This window comes from Bartonella rattaustraliani AUST/NH4 (genome assembly GCF_000312565.1).
Classification (GTDB): domain Bacteria; phylum Pseudomonadota; class Alphaproteobacteria; order Rhizobiales; family Rhizobiaceae; genus Bartonella; species Bartonella rattaustraliani.
The window spans coordinates 1-21,469 of the sequence record NZ_CALW02000011.1; the positions used below are offsets into that span (position 1 = coordinate 1).

Sequence of the window (21,469 nt, forward strand, 5' to 3'; positions counted from 1 at the left end):
CTGCGAATGGATTTTTATGCATTCAGTGGTTTTTTATGGTTTCAATAGATACATTTTTTCTTCATCGCCTTGCTCCTAAATTGGCACACCATGCGCGTCAAGATTTTATTATTGTTGAAATGGCACGTGTTCTGCCTGAAGCTTTATCGTATGGTGCACTCACAACACCGTTGCGTATTGCCCATTTTTTAAGCCAATGTGCCCATGAGAGTGATGGTTTTTTTACCGTGCGTGAATATGCCTCAGGGCGCGCTTATGAGGGGCGTCGTGATTTAGGCAATGTTAAGCCTGGGGATGGGGTACGCTTTAAGGGGCGTGGTTTGCTCCAATTAACGGGGCGCCATAATTATCGTCGTTTTACGCAGTTTTGGCGCTTAGTCGATGAACAAGCGGTTGATTGTGAGGCATTTCCAGAAGAGTTGGAAAAGTTTCCCGCAGCGCTTTGGTCTGCTGTTTGGTTTTGGCAAATGAAAGGCTTAAATAGGCTTGCTGATCGAGATGATTTTCTGGGGATTACCAAGGCGATTAATGGGGGCAGAAATGGACTTGTTCAACGCTTGACTTATTTAGAGCGCGCCAAAAAGCTTTTGGGGATTGGAGGCGAGGTGGAAGTATGAAGCCCTCTTATCGTGGTTCTCGACGTTATTTATGGTGGTCCTTTTGGTTTGCTTGGGGGGTTATTTTTTTGCTGATTGCTGGTGGTTTGTGGGGCGCACCACGTATTGTTGATATGGCGGCGATTTCTATTCCCTCGATGGTGGCGATTATCGTTGGGAATTTGGGTGTGCATCGTGGTTTTGGTTCTGTGGATTTTTCCCATAGGAAGCATTCCCATAAGTGGCATAGCAGCTCCTATGATGGTGTGGAGATAACGGGGTGGGGGAATAAGCGCAATGTTTAGCTCTGTTTCAAAATTGTCTTTGGGTTTGCTTTTTTTGGTCAGTGTGATGTTTGCGGCTTTTGGCTTTATGAAAGGGCAAATTTTAAAGGCAGAAAAGGCGCGTGATGTGTATTGGCGTTTGGAGATTGCCAAGGTTTCTTTACAAGCACGGCTTGAACAAGTGAGGCAAAGAGAGGCAGCGCAAAGAGCAGAGCGTCGCGCACAATCGGTGATTTCTACTTTGGAACAAAAGCTTAGAAAAATGGAGGAGGTCAATGCAGCATTGCCAACTATTTCTGGTGATGGCATTGGGCTTGAGCGTGTGCGCTTGCTCAACACCCAAGCTGGAGGGTAACTTTTCTTATCAGTTTTTATCGGTTGAATTGCCGCCTGTTGTTCATAGGGCATGTCAGCGTCCTTTATTGTTGCCGGAGCGTGCTTTGAATGCGCGTGAAGTGGTGCATTATTGGAGCCGTGACCGTGCTGCTTTATTGATCTGCGAACAGCGTAGACAAGCTGCGGTTAAAGCGCTTTTAATGAAGCAAGGAGAGGGTTCGTGAATTTGGATATTAGTGTGGCGAATGGCTGGTTGTCTTTGCTGTTGTCAATTGTTGCGATTTGTGGGGTTTTGAAAGCTTATTTTTCTTCAGGTACGCGGGAAATACTGAAAGATATCACGGCGCTTAAGGAGCGTGTGCAAAAGCTAGAAACAGAGGTGGATTTTTTGCCTGATCGTGATGCGTTGAAAAGATTGGAATTGAATATGGAGAAATTGAACGGTCGCCTCAATACGCTTTCTGCGCAGTTGCAACCCGTGGCAGCGATTGGCGAGCGCTTGCAAGAGTTTTTATTGGAGAATGCCAAGAAATGAAAGCAGATATGGATAAAATTATTCGTGAAGAAGCGCGGTTGATCATTTTAAAAGGGCTGCTTTGTGAACATAGCGAAACCTTATCGAGTGCGATGATTGAGCGGCTTTTATATAGCTATGGTATCCGGCGAGATCGGGATTTTGTGCGTAATGAACTGGCTTTTATGGAAGAACAAGGGGCTGTTACGCTAAAATGCGTGGGTTCTGTTTTGCTTGCGACTTTAACGGAACGGGGAGCACGTCATTTAGACCGTAGCTTTTCGATTGCGGGGATTAAGCGCCCCAAACGTTCATCAATAAGAGACGAGGTGAAGGATGCGCAAGGTTGGGCGTGGACGTTTAACGGCGATTGATTTATTGCCGCAAGCGTGTGATCAAATTATTGCAGCAGCGGCTGAGGCATTAAATGGGCGCGAAAAGACGCAAATGGCTATTTATGGTGAGTTTAAAGCGGCTTTGAAGGCTTTACAAAAAGACACGGGTTTAAACTTTTCTATCCCCTCTTTTTCCAGTTTTAATCGTTATTCTTTGCGGTTAGCGGTGATGTCAAGACGCTTAGAACAAACAAGAGAAATTGCTGCCAGCCTTTCGCAGCGCTTTGATGCTAAGGCTTCTGATAATATCACTCTGTTGACAGCAGCGGCGATTAAGGAGCTTATTTTTTCCACGTTAAGCAGCGGGAAAAGCCTTTCACCAAAGGCAGCGCAAGAATTAGCCAATGCGCTCAAAGGCGTCTTGGCGGCTGAACATTTGTCGACCACGAGACGGCAAAAGTTAGAAAAGGATTTTACTACCAAAGCAAGCAAAGCGGTTGATGTGGCGGCAGCAGCGGCGGGTCTCTCAGAAGAAACAGCGCGGGCTATACGTGCGCAAGTTTTGGGGGTAAAACATGGGTGAGGAGCGTGAATCTTCTGAACAGATTGCTTTTAAAAGTCATGCTCATGAGCATCAGAACAGCGATGAGATTTGGCAGACAAGTGCTTTTCCCAAAGAGATCGATCCCTTAGCGGATGGGGTTTTGATGGCGCATCAACGGGCATGGATTGAGGATAAGTCCCCGTTAAAACTGGTGGAAAAGGGGCGGCGGACCGGCATTACTTTTGCAGAGGCTTTGGATGATACATTGATTGCGGCGGCAGCGCGTGAGGCTGGTGGCGATCATGTTTTTTATATTGGTGATACCAAAGAAAAGGGTCGTGAATTTATTGGCTATGTGAGCAATTTTGCTTCGGCTATTACGAGTCACAGTGGTGATGTAGAGGAATTTTTATTCTCAGATCAAAGGGCAGATGGTTCAACGAAATATATTTCTGCCTATCGTGTGCGTTTTGCCTCAGGCTTTCGTATTGAAGCGCTTTCTAGTCGCCCTGAAAACATTCGGGGTTTGCAGGGCATTGTGGTGATTGATGAGGCGGCGTTTCATCAAGATGTGCGCTCTGTTTTGGATGCGGTGAATGCTTTGCTGATTTGGGGAGGCAAAATCCGTGTGATCTCCACCCATAATGGTGTGCTTAATCCTTTCAATGAACTGATCCGTGAGGCGCGAGCAGGCAAAGTGCCTTTTTCGGTGCATCGTTATCCTTTTGGTGAGGCGGTTAAAAATGGTTTGTTTAAACGGGTTTGTGCCATGAAGGGGGCGGTGTGGAGTCGACGTTCTGAACGACAATGGGAAGAGCAAATCCGCGCCTCTTATGGAGTGCGTTTGAGTGCGATGCGCCAAGAGTTAGATGCCATTCCAGCCGATCAAGAAGGGGCGGCTTTAACGCGTTTGCAGATTGAAAACTGTTGTGCGCCAGGGATTTCGGTGCTGCGTTTTGCCTGTGTGGATGATTTTAAAACCCAATCGGAAGATCAACGAAGTCAAGTAGCTTTTTCTTGGTGTGAGAAATATGTAAAGCCTCTTCACGCTGGGCTTGATCGGCGGCGTCAACATGTTTTTGGTGTTGATTTTGCGCGCAGTGGTGATGCCACCTCCCTTGTGGTGATGGAAGTGGGCCAAGATTTGGTGCGCCGTGTACGCTTTATGGTGGAATTGCGCAATACACCGTTTGATCAACAAAGAGAGATTTTATTTTATGTTGTGGGTGGTTTGCCGCGTTTGTTGGGTGGCGCATTAGATGCGCGGGGTAATGGAGCTTATTTAGCCGAAAAAGCTGCCCAGCGTTATGGAGCATGCGTGCAAGAGGTCCACTTGTCACAAAGTTGGTATGGCAAGGAAATGCCGGCTTATTTAGAAAGCTTTGGGGATGGGACGATTGTTTTGCCGCGAGAGAGTGACATTGTTGCCGATCATCAAGCCCTTGCTTATGTCAATGGCATTGTAAAAATTCCCGATCATCATCGTTTTAAAGGCAGTGATGGTTTTATGCGCCATGGTGATAGCGCCATTGCTTGTGCTTTAGCTTATTTTTCCAGCCGGCAAACGCCTGAAATTTATGACTATATACCTGTTCGGGATATTTATATTTTTGATGAAATCCCGTTTTTTTCAACAACAAGATCAAAGATTTATTGAGGGAATTGTGAGATGGTAAAACTGGTTGATCAATGGGGTAGGGCGCTTCATATCAAAGGATTGGAACGTGAAGTGGCAAGCCCTACTGTTGGGGGACTTCGTGATGTATGGTCACAAACAGTTGTCAGTGGTCTCACTCCTGCGCAACTTGCCGATATTTTGCAGCAGGCAGCAGGGGGTTCTCCAGACCAGTTTTTTCAACTTGCCGATGATATGGAGGAGCGTGATTTGCATTATCGTGCTGTGCTTGGCATGCGTAAAAATGCACTGACAGGTGTGGAACCAGGGGTCATGGCGGCAAGCAATAGTGCCCAGGACAAAAAGATAGCGGATGCGGTGCGAGAAGTGATCAGTGCGCCCACTTTTGTTGATGATTATGTGACGGATTTGTTAGATGCTTTGGGAAAAGGTTATGCGGTTGTTGAAACCTTGTGGGACAAGAGTGCCAAGGAATGGTTTCCGGTTGCTTGGAAATGGCGTGATCAACGTTTTTTTCAATTGGATCGTCGGGATGGTTTTCATTTGCGTTTAAAAGAAGAGGGGTCTCTTTATGGAAGTGAATTGCCTGCTTATAAATTTTCTATTCACCGCCCAAAGCTTAAAAGCGGTTTGCCTATTCGTTCTGGACTTGCACGTCTTGCGGCTTGGGCATTTTTGTTCAAGTCTTATACCTTGAAAGATTGGATGGCTTTCTTAGAAGTTTATGGCATGCCTTTGCGTGTTGGGAAATATGGGGCAAGCTCTTCTCATGAGGAACGACGTGTTCTGATACAAGCGGTGCGTGATTTATCCAGTGATGCGGCGGCGATTATCCCTAAAGAGATGGAGATTGAATTTATTGAGGCAGCAGGGGGCAGTGGCAATGCGGTTTTTGCTGCGAAGGCTGAATATTTAGATCGGCAGATATCGAAAGGCGTGTTGGGGCAAACCATGACGACGGATGATGGTTCGTCTTTTTCGCAAGCGCGCATTCATGAAAATGTGCGCCATGATATTGCGCGTGCTGATGCACGCCAATTAGCTTTGACGGTTAATCGTGATTTGATTGTTCCCTTTGTTGAGATTAATTTTGGACGCCAAGAGCGCTACCCTTTTGTCTATTGGGCGATTTCGGAAAATGAAGATATTAAAGCCATCAGTGATGCGCTGGAAAAACTTGTTCCCTTGGGGTTGCGTGTTGGTGCCCAAGAAGTGCGCAATAAGATTGGCTTTTCGCAACCAACAAAGGAAGAGGATGTTTTAAAGGCTCCTTTCCTTACACCTGATGATGAGATGGGAGAAAAGGCGCATGTTTGTGCTGATTGTGGCGGTGCTTTTGATGTTTGTGTGACAAGAAAGCAGGGTGAAGGAGAGCATGGTGGGGCAGAGAAGCATGGTGAGAGCCCCTATGATGAATTGGACCGGCTTTCTGAAGAGGCTTTTGATGTTTGTGTGACAAGAAAGCAGGGTGAAGGAGAGCAGGGTGGGGCAGAGAAGCATGGTGAGAGCCCTTATGATGAATTGGATCGGCTTTCTGAAGGTGCTTTTGATGTTTGTGTGACAAGAAAGCAGGGTGAAGGAGAGCAGGGTGGGGCAGAGAAGCATGGTGAGAGCCCTTATGATGAATTGGACCGGCTTTCTGAAGAGGCTTTAAGCGACTGGGAAGAGGATTTAGAACCCCTTTTAGAGCCTTTTAAAAAGCTTGTGAGAGAGGCTCAAAGTTATGAGGATATCCTCAAAGGCTTAGATGAATTGCTGCGTGGGATGGATCATCATGCGTTAGCAGCGCGTTTGGCAAAGGTGCAAATGATTGCGCGAGGGCTGGCTTATCATGGATGAGGAACTTTTTAAAACGGCACCCAAAGAGGTCACCCGTTATTTTGAATCCAAGGCTCTTGTTCCAAGCTTTGATTGGCGTGATGTAGCACCCGAAGAACATGCCTTTTCCTTTACGGTGGCAAAATCGGTAGGCTATGACATTTTAGAGGATTTTAAACAAGCTGTTGGAGAAGCCATCAAATATCAACTTCCTTTGCAAGAGTTTCAAAAAAATCTGATGCCGCTTTTACAGGAAAAGGGTTGGTGGGGGAAAAAATTAGCGCGTGATCCCAAAACGGGTGAAAAGAGCGTGGTGCAATTGGGGAGCCCGCGACGTTTAGAGACGGTCTATTGGGCGAATACCATGAGTGCGCATGCGGCAGGTGAATGGGAGCGTACACAAAATAATAAAGAGTTTTTGCCCTATCTCACCTATGCTTTGTCGAGTTCAGAACATAAGCGTTTAGAACATGAAAGTTGGGTGGGTTTTACAGCACCTGTTGATGATCCCATTTGGGATTGGCTTTATCCGCCCAATGGTTGGCGGTGTAAATGCAGTGTGCGGCAAGTGAGCCGTTATGAAGCAGAGAATTTAGGCTATGAAGAGGGGGGAGCGCCTCTCCAAGTTGAACAGAAGATTTGGCACAATAAGCGGACGGGACAAGTAGAGAAGATACCAAAGGGAATTGATCCTGGATGGCATTTGAATCCTGGGAAACATCGTGCGCAAAATTTAAGCCGTTTTTTGAGTGATAAAATTGCTGCCATGCCGGAAAACCGCAAGCGCATTGCCATTGAAGATATTGTGGGTTCACCGCTTTTGGAAGCGATGTTTGAAGGACATATGCCGCGTGGATTTCTTCCCATTGCCCCCATGCACCAAAAGGTGGATGATGTTTTTGCCGCGGAAAATTCTCTTATTCGCTTATCTTCAGACAGTGTGAAACATATTTTGTTAGAGCATCAAGCGCGTGCTCTTCATTTGGATGATTTTCGTGGTGCCCTTCAAACATTGATAAAACCCTATGGCATCATCAGGCGAAAAGCTGTGCCGAGCGTTGTGTTTTTTGGGGGGAGTGATGGGGCATGGTGGCGTTTAGCTGTTAAATTTGTAGCAAGCAAACAAGAATGGTGGTTGACCTCGATGCATAAAAAGAGCTTTAGCGAAATGCAACGTCTTCTTGATGCTGCCGAAAAGAAGGGTGAACGGTTGTTGTAAAAAGAACACCGTAAAGTTCTGTTGGATTTTGTGCAAAGAGAAGCTGTGAGAGAAAATGAAAGAAGGCGTGGAGGGCGGTCAACTCCTCGCAGATCCGGTAAAACCGTCCTGGTATAACTGGCTCACGCCTGGTGGATAATGTAACAGTTTAAAAGTTCAAAAGCAATTTTAAAAAAAACGGCTTGAGAGAGGCTTTTTTGTGTGGTGTGAGTATATTTGTACCTTTCACTTCACAACGGCGCTCTATCGCCTTTGAAGTGCCTTTGAAAACGATTTTAGAAGAGCGTTTGACACGCGTGTTTTCATATACAAGTCATAAGAGGAGAAAAGAGTGCTTTTAAAGTGCTCATTTGATGAAAGTGCTCTTTTGACTGACAGTGTCAGGCTTATAAGGTGAAGTTGTTTCATGCATTCTATTGCCAATGATAATTGTAAAGCAATAGGCAATCTATGGAGCAAGAATTTCACGAAGATGGCGAAGAGGTCCATGCTGAGATATGTCATGAGGGGATATTTTACGGCAATTTTATTGATCTTTGCCAAGATATCACAGGCAGAAAAGCGCCTGAGTGGGTAGAGCTTTTGCCCAAAGCGCCTCATGTGAAGGCGCGTGATGGACGGCAATGGCATTATAGTCCGCAAACCCTTTTAAAAGCTTTTGCAGCCAATAAAGGACCGCTTGTGATTGATTATGAGCATGGTCAACATCACCGTGCGAGAAAAGGTTTAGAAGCGCCGGCAAGCGGCTGGATTGAAGAATTAGCAGAGCGTGATGGTGCGATTTGGGGGCGGGTTAAATGGACCGCTATGGCAAGCAAAAAGATTGTCGCCCAAGAATATCGTTATCTTTCGCCTGAGTTTCGCCATTCGAAGACAGGTGAAATTTTAAATTTAGTCGGTGCTGGTTTGGTGAACCGTCCAGCCCTTGTGATGACGGCTTTAAGCTGTGAACACCCCCCACTTACTTTTACGGAGGAAATGATGGATTTGACAGCCATTGCCAGTGCCCTATCGCTGGCAGAAGATGCTAAAGCGGATGAGGTTTTAGCAACCCTTGCAGCACGCGAAAAAGAACGTGTGGAGCTTTGTGCCCAATTAACAAAGGCGCGAGAAGATTTAGCACTTTTGCGAGAAGAGCAAAACAAGACAGCCATTGAGAGCCTTTTAGATAAGGCTATTGAAGAGGGCAAGATTTTGCCTGCCGCACGCGAGGAATATCGTGCGCTCTGTAGCCTTGAAGGGGGCATGGAGCATTTTAAGAGTTTGGTTGAAAAACTTCCCCCGCTTGTTTCAACGAGCTCTTTGGATGGCTCTTGCCCCCCACAAAAACAAAATCCCCCACAAAAACTTGCGCCAGAAGAGATTGCTCTTGCGGCGCGCCATTATCAAGAAGAGCAGAAGAAAAAAGGGTTGGACATCAGCATTAGCCAAGCGGTTGAGCATATTGAAGAGCAAAAGGAGCGCTCATTATGAGTACGATGGTTTTGATTAAATCTTTTCGCGTTTGTGCAGAGGTCTCCCCTTATTGCATTGTTGCAGCGCGCGGTGATGGCATGGTGGCAACGGCTTCTGGAAAGGGAGATAAATTATTAGGAACAGCTGGCTCTTTGGGAGCAAAGGCTGGTGAGATGCTTGATGTTGGTCAATGTGGTTGGGGCGAAGTGATCTGTGGGGGCAATGTTTCCTTTGGTGATTTATTGACCTCTGACCCCAAAGGGCACGCCATTAAGGCAGAATCTGCAGACCGCACCATTGGTATTGCCATGAGTGATGGCTCGTCCGGTGATATTATTTCTTTTAAAATTAATTAATTGAGGCTTAAAATGAACAGACCTTTTCCCATTGATCCAACACTCACCGCCATTGCTATTGGTTATCGCAATCCAGCCGGCTCTCTTATTGGCGATAAAGTTTTGCCCCGTGTTTGTGTTTTAAGTGAAGTGTTTAAATATAGTGAATTTCCTTTGGCAGAAAATTTTACGGTGCCTGAGCTTGAGGTTGGGCGGAAAGGACGCCCGAATGTTGTGGAATTTTCTGTTTTTGAACGGGAAGCCAGTGTGAAAGATTATGGGCTTGATGATCTCATCCCCAATTCCGATATTGAGGCGGCAGCACGGGCACGGGCAGAAAAGCGCTCTCGTTATAACCCTGAAAAGACAGCTGTGGAAGGGCTTGCCAATTTGCTGGAATTGGGGCGTGAAGTGCGTGTGGCAGCGCTTGTGCAAGACAATAAAAATTATGCACCAGAGCGGGTGATAACGCTTAAAGGTGAGGATAAGTTTAGTGATTATGAGAAATCAGATCCTTACGCTGTTTTAGATGAGGCAATGGATAAAAGTCTTATCTATACACCCAACACCCTTGTGATGGGCAAAGTTGTTTGGTCAAAGCTCAAACGCCATCCCAAAATCATCAAAGCCGTTAAAGGGGGTGGTACTGCGGATGGTTTTGTGACCAAAGCGCAGTTTGCGGATCTGATGGAAATACACCCCGATCGTTTACTCATTGGTGAATCGCAAGTGAATTTAGCGCGCAAAGGACGTACAGCACAATTGGCACGCGTTTGGGGCAATAAGATTGCTCTGCTTTATATTGATCCTACCAAACAACAGGCAGATGGTTCGGTGATCAGTTGGGGCTTTAGCGCTCAGTTGGGCGAGCGTTTGTCTGGGGTGATCCAAGACCCAGATATTGGCTTGTCGGGCGGTAAGCGGGTGCGTGTTGGTGAACGTGTATGTGAGCTGGTCGCTGCAAAAGATGCGGGTGTGTTGCTGCAGGATGTTGTTTAAGGGAAATCTTTTCAGGTGGTAAGCGGGTGCGTGTTGGTGAACGTGTATGTGAGCTGGTCGCCGCAAAAGATGCCGGTGTGTTGTTGCAGGATGTTGTTTAAGGGAATCTTTAAAAGATGGCGTATGCAAGCAAAAGATTGATTGAAGAGCTCTGGGGTGTTGATTTCTTGACCGACTTATGTGGGATGGATGAGCATTCTGATCCCGTTCTTTTAGAGCAAGCTATTGGCCTTGCGCTTGAACAGGCAAGTGGTGAGATTGATGTGCATTTGTCTCATCGCTACCCTGTCCCCATTGCTGGACAGCCGGCAGCTTTGGGGATGATCTGTGTCAATATTGCTGTTTACAATTTAGCTATACGCCATACGGCATTAACCACAACTATTGAAGATCGCTACAAACAGGCGGTTGATTTATTGAAACGCATTGCCGAAGGCAAAGCAGGTTTGGGTGTGGATGAGCCTAAAATTATGAGTGAAGATGGACCGGTTCGTGATGGGGCTTTTTTCCATGCCAAACCACGTTTGATGGGAAGATAACATGTCTTTTTCAAGCACTATTGAGATTCAAGAGACAGGGCTTGATGCCGCCTTATCCTTTTTACAAAAGAGTGCGCATGCTCCAATGGGAACTTTAGCACAAGGGGTTGGGCGCTTAATCCAAGAGAGTACTAGGAGGCGGATTCAAAGTGAAAAAACCTCCCCCCAAGGAGAGAAGTGGAAAAACAACCATGCCCGTAGTTCCATTCTTTTTGCCAGTGGGGCGTTGTCGCGCTCCATTGATATGAAAGCCTCACCAGAAAAGGTGATTGTGGGGAGTGGATTGGTTTATGCGCGGATTCATCAATTGGGAGGGGTTATTCGCCCGAAAAATGGCAAGACACTGCGCTTTTTTCTGAAAAGCAGCAAGGCACATCGTTTTGTGTGTGTGCATCAGGTAACCCTGCCCGCACGCCCTTATTTGGGGCTTTCAGAGCAGAATAAGGTGGAAATAATCAAAGCGGCAGAAGATTGGCTGGAAAGGAACTTTTCATGAGTCAAGCGGTCAAGCAAACTGGGCAAATTGGGCAAACTGGGCAAGCAGGGCGCATCAATCAGTTTCGTGAGGCGGTGATAGGGAGCCTTAAAAGGGCTTTACCAGATGTGCGTGATTGCGGCTGTCAATTTGGGCGCTTTAATTTAGAAGAATTGGAAACCCAGATGCTTGTGGCACCAGCTGTGCGTGTTGCGGTGTTAGAGAGCCGTTTTACTTCTGTGGCTTGTGGACAGCAGAGTGCTGATCTTCATTTAGGGGCTTTTATTATTACTACGGGTAAAGAGCGTGATGTTCACAGTTGGCTTTTGGCAGAAGCCATTGCGGTTTTATGCCATAGCGGGCAATTGTGGGGATTGACGCATTTGAGTGCGCCGCGTGATGTCCAGATTGAACCGATTATCTCTGCGGCGATTAAGCAGCGTGGTGTATCGATCAGTGTGGTGGAATGGCACCAAGATTTGCACCATTTGGGACGGGATATTTTTTGTGATGAGGGACAACTCAAAGCCGGATTGATCTCATGGGATAATGAAACTTGGCGCAACGAGGGAAACTTGGAGCAATGAGGGGAACTGGAAGCAATGAGGTGTTAGCATGAATGATGCTTATCTCTTAAGCGATACCTTTCGGCAAATCATGAAGCGTCTTGATGCGCTTGAACGCTGTCTTGCCAACCAGCATATGATTGGACGGGTGGCAGAAGTTGATGGTCATAGGGTGCGGGTGAAACTTTTCTCTGAGAGTGCCAATGGACAAGCGGTTTTATCGCCTTGGCTGCAAACCCAAGAAGCGGCAGGCGCTGTTGCAAGCAATATGCCTTGTCATGTTGGTGATCCGGTGCGGTTGTTAAACCCCCATGGTGAAATTGGCTCTGCGTCTTTAGTGGTGCGCGATAGCTATAGTGAGGCTATGCCTAATCCCGCACGCCACCCAGAAGAGTTGGCGCTTTGTTATGCGGGGGGAGCACTGCGCATAACAAAAGATGAACTTATTCTCTCCCATGGAGAAAACCAAATCCATTTGAGTGCACAAGGTCTGGTGCTTTCTCATCAATCAACCCGTGTTGAATTAACGGGCAGTGTGCAGATTGAAGCAGAAGATTTACAGCACAATCAAAAATCTGTTGGCGCAAGCCACATTCACGGTGGGGTGAAAGTGGGTTTTTCCACAACTTCTCGCCCCCTTTAAAGGAGTTTATCATGCGTGAGAATAGTTATGTTATTTTAACCAATGCCGATTTCGTTGCAGGTAAGCGTTCACCAGGAAAGGGTGAGGAAATTCTTTTAAGTGAGGAAGCGGCAAAATATCCGTTGCTGCTTGGTCAAATTGGAGAAAAAACCGCTCCTGTTGTTCCGGCACCTGGTGTTTCTGGGTCCCCAACTGTTTCTTCCGTGAAGTCAAGCAAAGGGGCTTAAAGCATGCGGTGTGGGATCAGCGAAAAGGATGGCTCACTCTTATATGGCTTTGCGCATTGCCAACAGTCTATCCGTAAATGTTTGATGACACGGATTGGATCACGGGTTTTGCGCCGCCATTATGGGTGTGATGTTGGGGCTTATCAAGACGCCAATGCGGATTCTGCAACGCTTATGCAGCTTTATCAAGAAATCGTGCAAGCTTTAGATAACCCAGAATGTGGAGAACCTGGATTCTCGTTGCAGAGAATTGATCTGATAAAAGCCACGCGTGAGGGGGTATTTTCCTTTGTTTTAAGGGGTGTTTTTTATCCCAATGGGCATTTGGGTGATTGGTCCCAGGGGCAAGAGATGCACTGTCCTTTAGAGGTTTTCCCATGACAGATGTTGAACATGCCCCCTTGCCACAACACCCACAGTCACAAATCCCACTGCCACAGATCATTGAAGAGCTTTCTGTTGAAGAAATTTTACAGAAAAAGATCACACGTTTGACTGAGCTTTTTGCAACCCATCATATTCCTTATAATGTGGAAAACACCGCTTATGATCCCGTGGTCATCCAACTGCAAGCGGCAGCTTATGAAGAGTTGCTGTTGCGTCAACGGATCAATGAAGTGGCGCGAGATAATTTATTGGAATTTGCACGTGGCACAAGCTTAGATCATTTGGGGGATTTTCATGGGGTCAGGCGTCTTTTTGGTGAAGATGATGCGCGTTTCCGTCGCCGTATTCGCTTAAACAGGCAAGGACATTCCACAGGTGGCACAGCCCCTCGCTACCAATATTTTGCGCTCTCCAGTGATCTCCATGTCAAAGATGCTTTTACTTATCGTGTGGATAAAAGCCCGCTGATTCATGTTGCACTTTTTAGCGATAGCGCTTCAGGGGTAGCTGATGAGGCTTTGATTGCTAAGGTGCAAGCTACCCTTGATGACCCTCAGGTTAAAATGACCAATGATAGCATCTTGGTCAAAAGTGCCGTGCAACGAATGATCGATGTGAGAGCAGATCTGTGGTTGTTACCTGAGGCAGCTCCTCTTGTTTTAGAAAGAGCGGAGCGGAATTTAAGAGAAGAATGGATGCGCGCAGGGAAACTTGGACGTGATCTCTGTTTAAGTTGGATCATGAGCCGCTTAATGGTTGAGGGGGTTCATCATGTCACTTTAATTCAACCGTGCACGGATATTTTGGTGGCACCGGATGAAGCGGTTGCAATCGGGGATATCACTTTATCTCCACGGGGGTATACTTATTGATGGTCTCCTTATTATTACCGCAAAATTCCAGCTTATTTGAGTGCTGTTTGGCAGAGGCGATGGCTGTTGATCTGCAAGTCAAAAATGCTCTAGCAGAAATTGTTCGTGCAAAATTGATTACGCGCCCACCTTCTTGGTTGCCTTATTTGGTCGATGAATATGGTTTACAAGAATTAAGCCCTTATTTCTCTCATCCTTATGATCTTCTTGACCAAGGTCTTGCATGGCAAGATATTCGCGGCTCTGTTGCCGCCATTGGGTTGGGACTTCAATGGCTCGGGCTTTCAGCGCATTTTAAGCCCGCATGGTCTGGGCGTACATGGTGGAATTCCTTTCAACTTGATTTTGATCGATTGCCATCACGCCCCCGTCTTGAGTCGATTGAAGCGATTGTGGGACTTTCCAAAAGTTTGCGCTCTGATTTTCGTCGTGGTGTCTATGGTTATGATGTGGCAGCCACAGAGAGCAATATGTCACGGCTTGATGACAGTCTGCTGGACTTTGAGAGCGGCGTGCGCTTAACAGCTGAGGGCACTCTGTTTTCCTTTGGACGCACAACAGAGATCAACCACATGCTGGAAGAAGAAGAAGGAACACGGATTGGCAACTGGATTGATGACTTTGACGAGGAATTAAGCTGGAACCAAATTGATTATCCATGGAATTTGGCAAATTTTCCTTGGTGTTCGGTCAAAAAACATGAGCGCGATATCCTTATGGCAGAGTGGTTCCAAAATCGTCCCCTTTATTTGGCTTTAAGAGACGCAAACAATGCTCTGATTGGGTTTCGAAGATGCAATATTGTCCAGCCTGTTGAACAGGCTTTGGATGGTGTCTACAGCCATTGCGGCAGTAGATTTAATCCCTCCACAATGGGGACCATGTTGTTTCTTGCTGCGCGTACAGATTTTGAGGATGTTGTTGACAAACAAGCCGCTTTTGTTTCGGTTTTGGTTCATGGCTGCCTAAAAGAACAGACACCCCCTGGCAAGCTTTGGCTTGGAGCTCATGAACTGGAGGGGGGTGTAGAAATTCTCAAAACACCCGTCAACATTCCTTTGCGGGCTGAGATCCGCGAACAATTCAAGATTTTATTGAGGTTTTAACATGAAACATGAAAGTGGTTTACCCTTTGCAATTGATAGATCAATCGGCAAAAATGAACAACAAAGCGTGGTGTTTTATGGACAGCGCCCTTTTCTTCAAAGCGGTGAACTCAATGAAATGCAAACCATCATCAGGGGGCGTCATGACCGTTTGGGACGCCTTGTGGCAAAAGAAGGAGACCGCGTTGAACGGGCTGATGCTTTTGTGAACAAAGACAGCCAAACTGTAACTCTCACAGAGGGCAAGATTTATATTGCTGGGGATATTTTCCCCGTCTGTTATGCTGTCCTCAATAATGTTTCCATGATTGGGCGCGTGGAGATCGGTGTAAAGTTGCAAAAGAAATGGGTGACCTATGAGGATGATCCAGAGCTGTTGGGGCAAATTCCAGGGTCCTTGGCAGAAGGAGAACCAGGTGCAGCACGGGAAGTCGCAAAGCTTGTCTGGGCACTGAAAGAGGATGACCAGCAAGGCACGTTCTTTCCGGTCTATATCTTGCAAGATGGCATTCTCATTGATCAAAAATCTCCCTCACTGCTTGAACCAGCCATGCAAGCTATTGCCGCTTATGACCGTGCCCATGGGCATTATATTGTCAGTGGCTGTCGCGTCACGGCATTGGGCAAAAATGGACATAATCAAGTCTTTAGCATTCAAGAAGGAGAAGCCAATATCAATGGTTTCAAACGCAAGCGTTTAGCCGCTTTGCGTCATGAAGAGGTAGAAGACTTTTCGACAAGTGCCGTTCCTAGTGAAACCCATATTTTTACACCCTCAAAGGGAAAAACAAGCTTTACCTTTAAACCCTATTATTTTCCCATTGCCGCTGTTCAATCCATTTTACTGACCAAAGAAAAAACAGTGACGATAACCCGCGGTGCGATTGCCGCAGGGCGTGATGGTGTTCCCGATAAAAGCATCACCGCTTTTATCAAAATTGTTCAAGGGGGAAAAGAATTTAAAGAAGGCACAGATTTTAAAAAAACGGGAGACACCATTGACTGGGCACCGGTGGGAGATGAACCCTTACTAGGGAGCAGCTATACAGTGACTTACCGTTACCGCGCAAAAATCACGGCTGATAAAGTTACAGCGCAGGAAATCACTGTCTCAGGGGGTGCGGAGGGCGGTGATATTATTGTCAGTTACACCTACAAACTCCCCCGCATTGACCGTATTGGTCTCAACACGAAAGGCAATGTCGTCTATATCAAAGGGGTTTCCTCAGACCAACCCATGGCACCCAGTGTCCCTGATGATGTGCTCTCCCTTGCCACCATAACCAATAATTGGCTTGAAACACCCCAAGTTATCAATGATGGGACGCGTGTTGCTCCTTATGATGAGATGTGGCGTTATTTTCAGCGTATTCTCTCGCTTGATCGCCTCATGCAATTAGAGCGTATTAAAAGCAATGTTGACTCTAAAGAACCCGTTGCCAAAAAAGGCATGTTTGCAGACCCTTTCTTGGATGACTCTTACAGAGATGAAGGATTTCCCCAAACAGGGGCTATCGGCAATGGCATTTTGCAGCTTGCCATTGATCCAAGCTTTTACACTGCTCATCTGACAGCGCCCGTCACCCTTGACTGGACCAATGAAGTGATCATTGCACAAGAATTGACAACCGCTTGCGAAAAGATCAATCCTTATCAAAATTTTTCACCCCTGCCTGGGACTGTTACCCTTACCCCTGCAACAGACTTTTGGCATGAGCAGCGCACCGATTGGCTATCAAGTGTCACCAATCAACTGAATATGGGCTGGAACCGTGGGAGAACTATCCGTAACACAGAAGTGCGTGATGATTTGGTGAATGCGCGCCAAGAGCAAATCGATTTCTTAAGGCAAATCAAGCTAAATTTTAAAATTGAAGGTTTTGGCAAAGGAGAAATTTTAGAAAGCCTTACCTTTGATGGTGTCAATGTCTTATCAAACAGCCGCCTTGTAGCCAATGTCAAAGGCGATATTGAAGGCACCTTTACCATTCCTGCCAATATTCCCTCAGGCACAAAAGAAGTTGTGGCACGGGGCAAAGGTGGAACTCTTGCCACGGGGCTTTTTACAGGTCAAGGCATGATTGATGTGCAAGTGATGCGACGCACCACCACGGTAAAAATATGGACAGCCTATGATCCGCAAGCCCAAGTCTTCACCCCTGATGAAACACGGCAAATAACGGGGGTGGATTTTCATCTTTGTAAAATCGGCAATCCAAACCATGATCTGGTGATTGATTTGGTCTCTACAGAAAACGGTTATCCTACTGTCGATATTCAAGCCCAAACCTCCTATTCTATGAAAGATGCTAAAACCGGATGGGCTGGGGCACGCTATGATGTTCCCTTAACCGTGCTTGATGACCGCCTCACGGCTTTTGTGATTAAAACCGATGATGCTGACCATTCTGTCTCACTTGCCAAGCTTGGGGATTTTGATGCAGACAACCAAAGATATGTCTCAAGCCACCCTTATGTGACTGGTCCGCGTTTTTCTTCCGTCAATGCTCGCAGCTGGACAGCCCATCAAGATGAGGCTTTAGCCTTTCGAGTGTTGGCTGCCCGCTACATACAAACAGAAAAGACGGTTGATTTAGGCGAATTTGATCTTGTGGACTGCTCTGATTTACAGGTTCGTGCAGCCATTGAATTACCCTCCAGTGATTGTTCTGTTGTTTTTGAAATTGAGCGTAACAATGGCACGGTTTACCAACTTCTGCCCTTCCAATTGCTAAGCCTTACCGAATATATCAGTGAAAAGGTCAAGCTGCGTGCGGTCCTCAAAGGCACAGAGAAACTCTCGCCTGTGTTATTTGCTCCCATTCAATTGATTGCAGGAAAGATCCATAAGGAAGCCACTTATGTCACGCGTGCTTTTGCCTTTGGGGAAAAGGCAAGGCTGACCAGCTATATCAAAACCTTTTTGCCGGGCGGTGCAACCTTTTCATTGGAGATGCAACTGGATGATGGTGCATTTTTGCCTTTGAAACTCGATGAAACAGAACAATTACCCGAGCCTCTTTGGACAGAGCGAAAATTCATTAGCAGTGACAGAGGCGCCAAACAAGCACGCTTGAAATTGACCCTGACCGGTGGACCATCCGCGCGGTCCATGGTGCGTGATTTTGGTGCTGGCATATTATGAGGGGAGAATGAGAGATGACAAAGACAAAAAAACTCAACCTAGAATTGCCTAAAGAGGGGCGTTTTATCAGTTCTGAATTCCCCATCTTGCGTGAAAACCTCAATAAAGTTGATCAAGCGCTTGTGGCTGTTGAGGAAAAGGTGGACGCAAAAGCCCCTTTACAACACACGCATACCATAAGCGAAATCACAGATCTAGAAAGCACTCTCAATGGCAAGATGGCAGCGGATAAAACCTTCACTTTTTCTGATTTAATTGATATCGAGGGGGCAAAAGATGCCGCCAACAATTATGTTCTCTATAAATCAAGCAATAATCATTTTACTTTTGGGAGTGCTGTCTCACTGTTAGGAGCACACCAACATAAAACCGAAGATATCGTAGGGCTTGATGATTTTCGAGCCAAGATCAATCAAGATCTGACAAGCTATGGACGCCTAGCAAACCCCAATGAATGGAAAAATTACAATAAATTTACCAGCAAAGTCACCATGAGTGGTGGCTTAGAACTGTTGGGTAATTCGTCGTTTAGCCTTATTCATAATGGTGAAGTGGTGACAAATTTAAGCACAAGCGGAAGCACATTGAAAGGACCTTTAAAAGTCGATGGCGATCTTGTTTATACGAAAGAGCAAGTAGATGCTCTCCAGCAGAAAATATGGGCAGAAATAAAGAGGTTTAAAAAAGTTTTTAGTGAGAAACCGATGAATTGGCCTGCACTTGCCGATGCTGAATTACTGTATACACAAAATGGAAAAATTCAATGGCCTGATTGGGCAACAGACCAAACTAAAGTTGAAGTCCAAGCATGGGGTGGTGGTGGCAGTGGTGGTGGGTCCGATACACCACGATTAGGCGGCGGCGGCGGCGGTGGCGGTTGTTCAGTATGGTACGGCTATAAAGCCAGTTTGAATGGGCATGAAGATATAGTGATTGGGAAGGGTGGAGAACGTGTTACAGGTATAAGGGCGACCGGTAATGCTGGACAGACAACAGTCGTTGGGAAAAATTTTATTACTGCGACGGGTGGAAAAGAAGGACATGGCGCTTATCGAACAACAAATACAGGAGTTTTTGGCAACCAAAGTAGTGGTAGTAGTGGTGGTGGTGGTGCTGGAGGTATTGGTGGAAATTTTGGCTTGGCAACGGACGATCATCCAGGTATCGCTAAAGGTGGAAATGGTCATCCTGGTACGGGCGGTGTTACTGGTGCGACAAGTGGGAATGGGGGTGATGCTGGAGGCGATACCTCAAGGGGCGGTTTTGGAGGGACGGGGACTGGCAGCTATAAATCTGGGAAGGGAGGACGTGGTTTTGGCGGCGGCGGTGCTGGTGCCCATAGTGATGGTGGGTATAGCGGTGCTGGAGCGAATGGCGCTGTCTTGATCAGGTTGTGGAAAGAATGAGCGGTTTATGTAGGTATAAAAAACGACTGGTACAGTTTAAAGGATTGGCTCTTATAGGATAGCCTTATAAGCGCTGTACAGTTTTTCTTTGTAAAAGCCTTTTTATAGTCCTTTCAAAGCTCTTTTAAAGCCCTTTTAAGGGCTTTTTTCTTTTTGACTGACAATGTCAGGCTTATGGAGCACCTACCACTGTTGTTATGTTTTCTTCATTGATTTGGAGAGCAAAATGGCAACAGAATTTAATCATGGTATTCGCATTCTTGAGGCAGGTGAAGAGGCACGTCCGTTAGCAGCCTTTGATCAAAGCGCCATTGGAGCGGTTGTTACAGCCCCTGATGCCGATGCAAAGACCTATCCCCTTAACGAGCCGGTATTGGTTTTTACGCATGAGGGAGACAAAATCCAAAAATTAGGGACAAGAGGCACAGCGCTTGATGTTATTGACGCTGTATGTGCGCAAGGAATAGACGCAAAAGTTATCCTAGTGCGTGTGGAGGAAAAGTCAAAAATTTCTGAGACCCAAGTGGAAATGGTGGGCTCCAATGCGCAGCTGACGGGTGTCCATGCTTTGGCGCATGCGCGTGGTCATTTAGGTGTGGAACCTGGCATTCTCTTAGCACCGGCTTATAGTGCAGGGCGGTTTGAGAATGGCAAAAACCCCGTGGCAGAGGCTCTTGAACAGGTTGCCGAAAAGCTACAAGCCATTGCCGTGTTTGATACGGGGGGTAAAAACACCGAAGAAAGCCTTGCCTATCGTGCAGATTTTTCTTCACGCTTTTGTTATTTGCTTGATCCCTTTGTACGGGTGGCAAGTGGTGATGGGGGTGTGAGTATAAAACCGGCAAGTCCTTTTGCCGCAGCCATGTTTCTCAAACGTGACAAGCAAAGGGGGGGTGTTTTTTGGTCTCCCTCCAACCAGGATGTGAAAGGTATTTTAGGGACAGCACGCCCGATTAGTTATTTTGATGGGGAAATTGATCATGAGGCTAATCGTCTAAACCAAGCCGATATTGCTACCTTTATTCCCGCAAGGCTTAGCCAAAATGGGCATGGTACAATGGCTGCCAATGGACGTATTTTATGGGGCAATCATACCACCTCCAGTGATCCACTCTGGCGTTTTGTCAATGTGGTGCGCACCCGTGCAGCATTGGAAAAAACCATCATCAATCATTTGCGCCCTTTTGCCAATGATGAGAATTTGACCGGTCAACATGTTATTGCCATTACCCGTTCTCTCACACAGTTTCTTGATGATATGATTGCCCGTGGAGCACTGCTTGGTGGGCGTGTTTGGTTTGACCGCGATTTGAATTCTAACAGCACTTTACGGTTGGGAAAATTGCGGGTGGAATTTGATGCAGAAGAAGTTCCACCTCTAGAAGATTTAAGTTTTGGCAGCCGTCGCAATAGCGCTTACTTTGATCGGTTAGCACAAGATATCCAAAATAAAATGACCTATCAGTTTGGCGATACGCTGACTGCTTATCGCAAAGCAGCAAGGAGTGAGGTATGAGTTTAAGAATTGTTCGCGGTTTTACCCTGATTGTTGATGATGATGTCAATCTTCATCTTGATCTTGAAACCCTCAAACTTCCCACATTAGAAGAAATCACCGAAACCTATCACCCAGGGGGTTCGGATATGCAAATAGATGTGAGTGGACTTGGTGTGAAAGCGCTCAGTTTACAAATGAAAATCCACAGCCATACCCCTGATGTGATTGGTATCTTTGGGGGTTCCCCTGGGCTTCGTCATAAATTTACCGGCAAAAAGCATGTTGTGTCTGAAGAAGATGGGCGTGAGCATGAACATTCCATTGATGTGACAGGGCGCTTGGTCAAGGTGGATAGCGAAGGCTTAACGGCTGGCAAAGCCACGGGCTATGATTGCGAGATCAAGAATATTTGGGATTATACGGAATATTGGGATGGTTCTGTTTTGCATCGCTTTTCCTTTAAACGGGGCGGTTGGCTTGTACGCAATGGGCAAGAGATCGGTGGACGGCGCCGCTCTATTCTCAATTTATAGG

At 46.4% G+C, this 21,469-nt stretch carries 25 protein-coding genes; all 25 read left to right on the forward strand.

The window, feature by feature from the left end:
• Positions 1-20: 20 nt before the first annotated feature.
• The 25 genes from BN67_RS01920 to BN67_RS02045 all read left to right on the forward strand — a co-directional run bounded on the left by BN67_RS01920 (position 21) and on the right by BN67_RS02045 (position 21,468).
• Entirely contained in the window at positions 21-617 is a 597-nt protein-coding gene (locus tag BN67_RS01920; protein WP_244427019.1) for a glycoside hydrolase family 19 protein, read from the forward strand.
• A complete protein-coding gene (locus BN67_RS01925) occupies positions 614-901 on the forward strand; it encodes a hypothetical protein (RefSeq protein ID WP_019222477.1) in 288 nt (95 codons plus the stop codon). The genes BN67_RS01920 and BN67_RS01925 overlap by 4 nt, the downstream gene beginning before the upstream one ends.
• A complete protein-coding gene (locus BN67_RS01930; protein ID WP_019222478.1) occupies positions 894-1,235 on the forward strand; it encodes a hypothetical protein in 342 nt (113 codons plus the stop codon). Before BN67_RS01925 ends, BN67_RS01930 begins: the two co-directional genes overlap by 8 nt.
• Positions 1,201-1,440, forward strand: a complete 240-nt coding sequence (locus BN67_RS14010; protein ID WP_033313066.1) for a hypothetical protein — start codon at positions 1,201-1,203, stop codon at positions 1,438-1,440. The genes BN67_RS01930 and BN67_RS14010 overlap by 35 nt, the downstream gene beginning before the upstream one ends.
• Positions 1,437-1,751, forward strand: a complete 315-nt coding sequence (locus BN67_RS01940; protein WP_019222480.1) for a DUF2730 family protein — start codon at positions 1,437-1,439, stop codon at positions 1,749-1,751. Before BN67_RS14010 ends, BN67_RS01940 begins: the two co-directional genes overlap by 4 nt.
• A complete protein-coding gene (locus tag BN67_RS01945) occupies positions 1,748-2,104 on the forward strand; it encodes a VpaChn25_0724 family phage protein (protein ID WP_019222481.1) in 357 nt (118 codons plus the stop codon). The genes BN67_RS01940 and BN67_RS01945 overlap by 4 nt, the downstream gene beginning before the upstream one ends.
• The gene (locus BN67_RS01950) at positions 2,067-2,648 is read left to right on the forward strand and encodes a phage protein Gp27 family protein (protein WP_019222482.1); all 582 of its coding nucleotides are present in this window, start codon (positions 2,067-2,069) and stop codon (positions 2,646-2,648) included. Before BN67_RS01945 ends, BN67_RS01950 begins: the two co-directional genes overlap by 38 nt.
• Positions 2,641-4,266, forward strand: a complete 1,626-nt coding sequence (locus BN67_RS01955; protein WP_019222483.1) for a hypothetical protein — start codon at positions 2,641-2,643, stop codon at positions 4,264-4,266. The genes BN67_RS01950 and BN67_RS01955 overlap by 8 nt, the downstream gene beginning before the upstream one ends.
• A 12-nt stretch (positions 4,267-4,278) precedes the next feature.
• Positions 4,279-6,084 carry a DUF935 domain-containing protein gene (locus BN67_RS11340; RefSeq protein ID WP_019222484.1) on the forward strand — a complete coding sequence of 602 codons (1,806 nt, stop codon included), beginning with the start codon at positions 4,279-4,281 and terminating at the stop codon, positions 6,082-6,084.
• Entirely contained in the window at positions 6,077-7,282 is a 1,206-nt protein-coding gene (locus BN67_RS01965) for a phage minor head protein (protein WP_019222485.1), read from the forward strand. Before BN67_RS11340 ends, BN67_RS01965 begins: the two co-directional genes overlap by 8 nt.
• Before the next feature lie 450 nt (positions 7,283-7,732).
• A complete protein-coding gene (locus BN67_RS01975) occupies positions 7,733-8,755 on the forward strand; it encodes a phage protease (RefSeq protein WP_019222486.1) in 1,023 nt (340 codons plus the stop codon).
• Positions 8,752-9,093 (forward strand): hypothetical protein, encoded by a 342-nt coding sequence (locus BN67_RS01980; RefSeq protein ID WP_019222487.1) that lies wholly within the window; start codon positions 8,752-8,754, stop codon positions 9,091-9,093. The genes BN67_RS01975 and BN67_RS01980 overlap by 4 nt, the downstream gene beginning before the upstream one ends.
• A gap of 12 nt (positions 9,094-9,105) precedes the next feature.
• On the forward strand, positions 9,106-10,071 hold the full coding sequence (locus tag BN67_RS01985; RefSeq protein ID WP_019222488.1) for a major capsid protein: 966 nt from the start codon (positions 9,106-9,108) through the stop codon (positions 10,069-10,071).
• A gap of 116 nt (positions 10,072-10,187) precedes the next feature.
• Positions 10,188-10,610 carry a gp436 family protein gene (locus tag BN67_RS01990; protein WP_019222489.1) on the forward strand — a complete coding sequence of 141 codons (423 nt, stop codon included), beginning with the start codon at positions 10,188-10,190 and terminating at the stop codon, positions 10,608-10,610.
• A gap of 1 nt (position 10,611) precedes the next feature.
• On the forward strand, positions 10,612-11,106 hold the full coding sequence (locus BN67_RS01995; RefSeq protein ID WP_019222490.1) for a phage virion morphogenesis family protein: 495 nt from the start codon (positions 10,612-10,614) through the stop codon (positions 11,104-11,106).
• The gene (locus BN67_RS02000) at positions 11,103-11,672 is read left to right on the forward strand and encodes a hypothetical protein (RefSeq protein WP_019222491.1); all 570 of its coding nucleotides are present in this window, start codon (positions 11,103-11,105) and stop codon (positions 11,670-11,672) included. The genes BN67_RS01995 and BN67_RS02000 overlap by 4 nt, the downstream gene beginning before the upstream one ends.
• A gap of 28 nt (positions 11,673-11,700) precedes the next feature.
• Positions 11,701-12,294: a phage baseplate assembly protein V gene (locus tag BN67_RS02005; RefSeq protein WP_019222492.1), complete on the forward strand. Its 594-nt coding sequence runs from the start codon at positions 11,701-11,703 to the stop codon at positions 12,292-12,294.
• An 11-nt stretch (positions 12,295-12,305) separates the two neighbouring features.
• Positions 12,306-12,521, forward strand: coding sequence for a hypothetical protein (locus BN67_RS02010; RefSeq protein WP_019222493.1), 216 nt, complete (start codon positions 12,306-12,308; stop codon positions 12,519-12,521).
• Between the two features lie 3 nt (positions 12,522-12,524).
• Positions 12,525-12,902 (forward strand): GPW/gp25 family protein, encoded by a 378-nt coding sequence (locus tag BN67_RS02015; RefSeq protein WP_019222494.1) that lies wholly within the window; start codon positions 12,525-12,527, stop codon positions 12,900-12,902.
• Complete coding sequence (locus BN67_RS02020; RefSeq protein WP_019222495.1) at positions 12,899-13,780, forward strand: baseplate J/gp47 family protein; 882 nt, start codon at positions 12,899-12,901, stop codon at positions 13,778-13,780. Before BN67_RS02015 ends, BN67_RS02020 begins: the two co-directional genes overlap by 4 nt.
• Entirely contained in the window at positions 13,780-14,886 is a 1,107-nt protein-coding gene (locus BN67_RS02025) for a phage tail protein (protein WP_019222496.1), read from the forward strand. The genes BN67_RS02020 and BN67_RS02025 overlap by 1 nt, the downstream gene beginning before the upstream one ends.
• 1 nt (position 14,887) lies before the next feature.
• Positions 14,888-18,031, forward strand: coding sequence for a DUF4815 domain-containing protein (locus BN67_RS02030; RefSeq protein WP_019222497.1), 3,144 nt, complete (start codon positions 14,888-14,890; stop codon positions 18,029-18,031).
• A gap of 14 nt (positions 18,032-18,045) precedes the next feature.
• Positions 18,046-19,437: a Bgr_08870 family protein gene (locus BN67_RS02035; RefSeq protein ID WP_019222498.1), complete on the forward strand. Its 1,392-nt coding sequence runs from the start codon at positions 18,046-18,048 to the stop codon at positions 19,435-19,437.
• A gap of 226 nt (positions 19,438-19,663) precedes the next feature.
• Positions 19,664-20,953, forward strand: a complete 1,290-nt coding sequence (locus BN67_RS02040; protein WP_019222499.1) for a phage tail sheath C-terminal domain-containing protein — start codon at positions 19,664-19,666, stop codon at positions 20,951-20,953.
• On the forward strand, positions 20,950-21,468 hold the full coding sequence (locus BN67_RS02045) for a phage major tail tube protein (RefSeq protein ID WP_019222500.1): 519 nt from the start codon (positions 20,950-20,952) through the stop codon (positions 21,466-21,468). Before BN67_RS02040 ends, BN67_RS02045 begins: the two co-directional genes overlap by 4 nt.
• The last annotated feature ends 1 nt before the right edge of the window (position 21,469 follow it).

Coding starts and splice junctions, on each gene's coding strand:
- BN67_RS02005 (WP_019222492.1), top strand. CDS start 11,701: ATGAATGATGCTTATCTCTTAAGCGATACCTTTCGGCAAATCATGAAG.
- BN67_RS01950 (WP_019222482.1), top strand. CDS start 2,067: ATGCGCAAGGTTGGGCGTGGACGTTTAACGGCGATTGATTTATTGCCG.
- BN67_RS02010 (WP_019222493.1), top strand. CDS start 12,306: ATGCGTGAGAATAGTTATGTTATTTTAACCAATGCCGATTTCGTTGCA.
- BN67_RS02025 (WP_019222496.1), top strand. CDS start 13,780: ATGGTCTCCTTATTATTACCGCAAAATTCCAGCTTATTTGAGTGCTGT.
- BN67_RS02030 (WP_019222497.1), top strand. CDS start 14,888: ATGAAACATGAAAGTGGTTTACCCTTTGCAATTGATAGATCAATCGGC.
- BN67_RS02045 (WP_019222500.1), top strand. CDS start 20,950: ATGAGTTTAAGAATTGTTCGCGGTTTTACCCTGATTGTTGATGATGAT.
- BN67_RS01985 (WP_019222488.1), top strand. CDS start 9,106: ATGAACAGACCTTTTCCCATTGATCCAACACTCACCGCCATTGCTATT.
- BN67_RS01925 (WP_019222477.1), top strand. CDS start 614: ATGAAGCCCTCTTATCGTGGTTCTCGACGTTATTTATGGTGGTCCTTT.
- BN67_RS01995 (WP_019222490.1), top strand. CDS start 10,612: ATGTCTTTTTCAAGCACTATTGAGATTCAAGAGACAGGGCTTGATGCC.
- BN67_RS01975 (WP_019222486.1), top strand. CDS start 7,733: ATGGAGCAAGAATTTCACGAAGATGGCGAAGAGGTCCATGCTGAGATA.
- BN67_RS01930 (WP_019222478.1), top strand. CDS start 894: ATGTTTAGCTCTGTTTCAAAATTGTCTTTGGGTTTGCTTTTTTTGGTC.
- BN67_RS02040 (WP_019222499.1), top strand. CDS start 19,664: ATGGCAACAGAATTTAATCATGGTATTCGCATTCTTGAGGCAGGTGAA.
- BN67_RS01945 (WP_019222481.1), top strand. CDS start 1,748: ATGAAAGCAGATATGGATAAAATTATTCGTGAAGAAGCGCGGTTGATC.
- BN67_RS02015 (WP_019222494.1), top strand. CDS start 12,525: ATGCGGTGTGGGATCAGCGAAAAGGATGGCTCACTCTTATATGGCTTT.
- BN67_RS02020 (WP_019222495.1), top strand. CDS start 12,899: ATGACAGATGTTGAACATGCCCCCTTGCCACAACACCCACAGTCACAA.
- BN67_RS02035 (WP_019222498.1), top strand. CDS start 18,046: ATGACAAAGACAAAAAAACTCAACCTAGAATTGCCTAAAGAGGGGCGT.
- BN67_RS02000 (WP_019222491.1), top strand. CDS start 11,103: ATGAGTCAAGCGGTCAAGCAAACTGGGCAAATTGGGCAAACTGGGCAA.
- BN67_RS01955 (WP_019222483.1), top strand. CDS start 2,641: ATGGGTGAGGAGCGTGAATCTTCTGAACAGATTGCTTTTAAAAGTCAT.
- BN67_RS01980 (WP_019222487.1), top strand. CDS start 8,752: ATGAGTACGATGGTTTTGATTAAATCTTTTCGCGTTTGTGCAGAGGTC.
- BN67_RS01990 (WP_019222489.1), top strand. CDS start 10,188: ATGGCGTATGCAAGCAAAAGATTGATTGAAGAGCTCTGGGGTGTTGAT.
- BN67_RS01965 (WP_019222485.1), top strand. CDS start 6,077: ATGGATGAGGAACTTTTTAAAACGGCACCCAAAGAGGTCACCCGTTAT.
- BN67_RS11340 (WP_019222484.1), top strand. CDS start 4,279: ATGGTAAAACTGGTTGATCAATGGGGTAGGGCGCTTCATATCAAAGGA.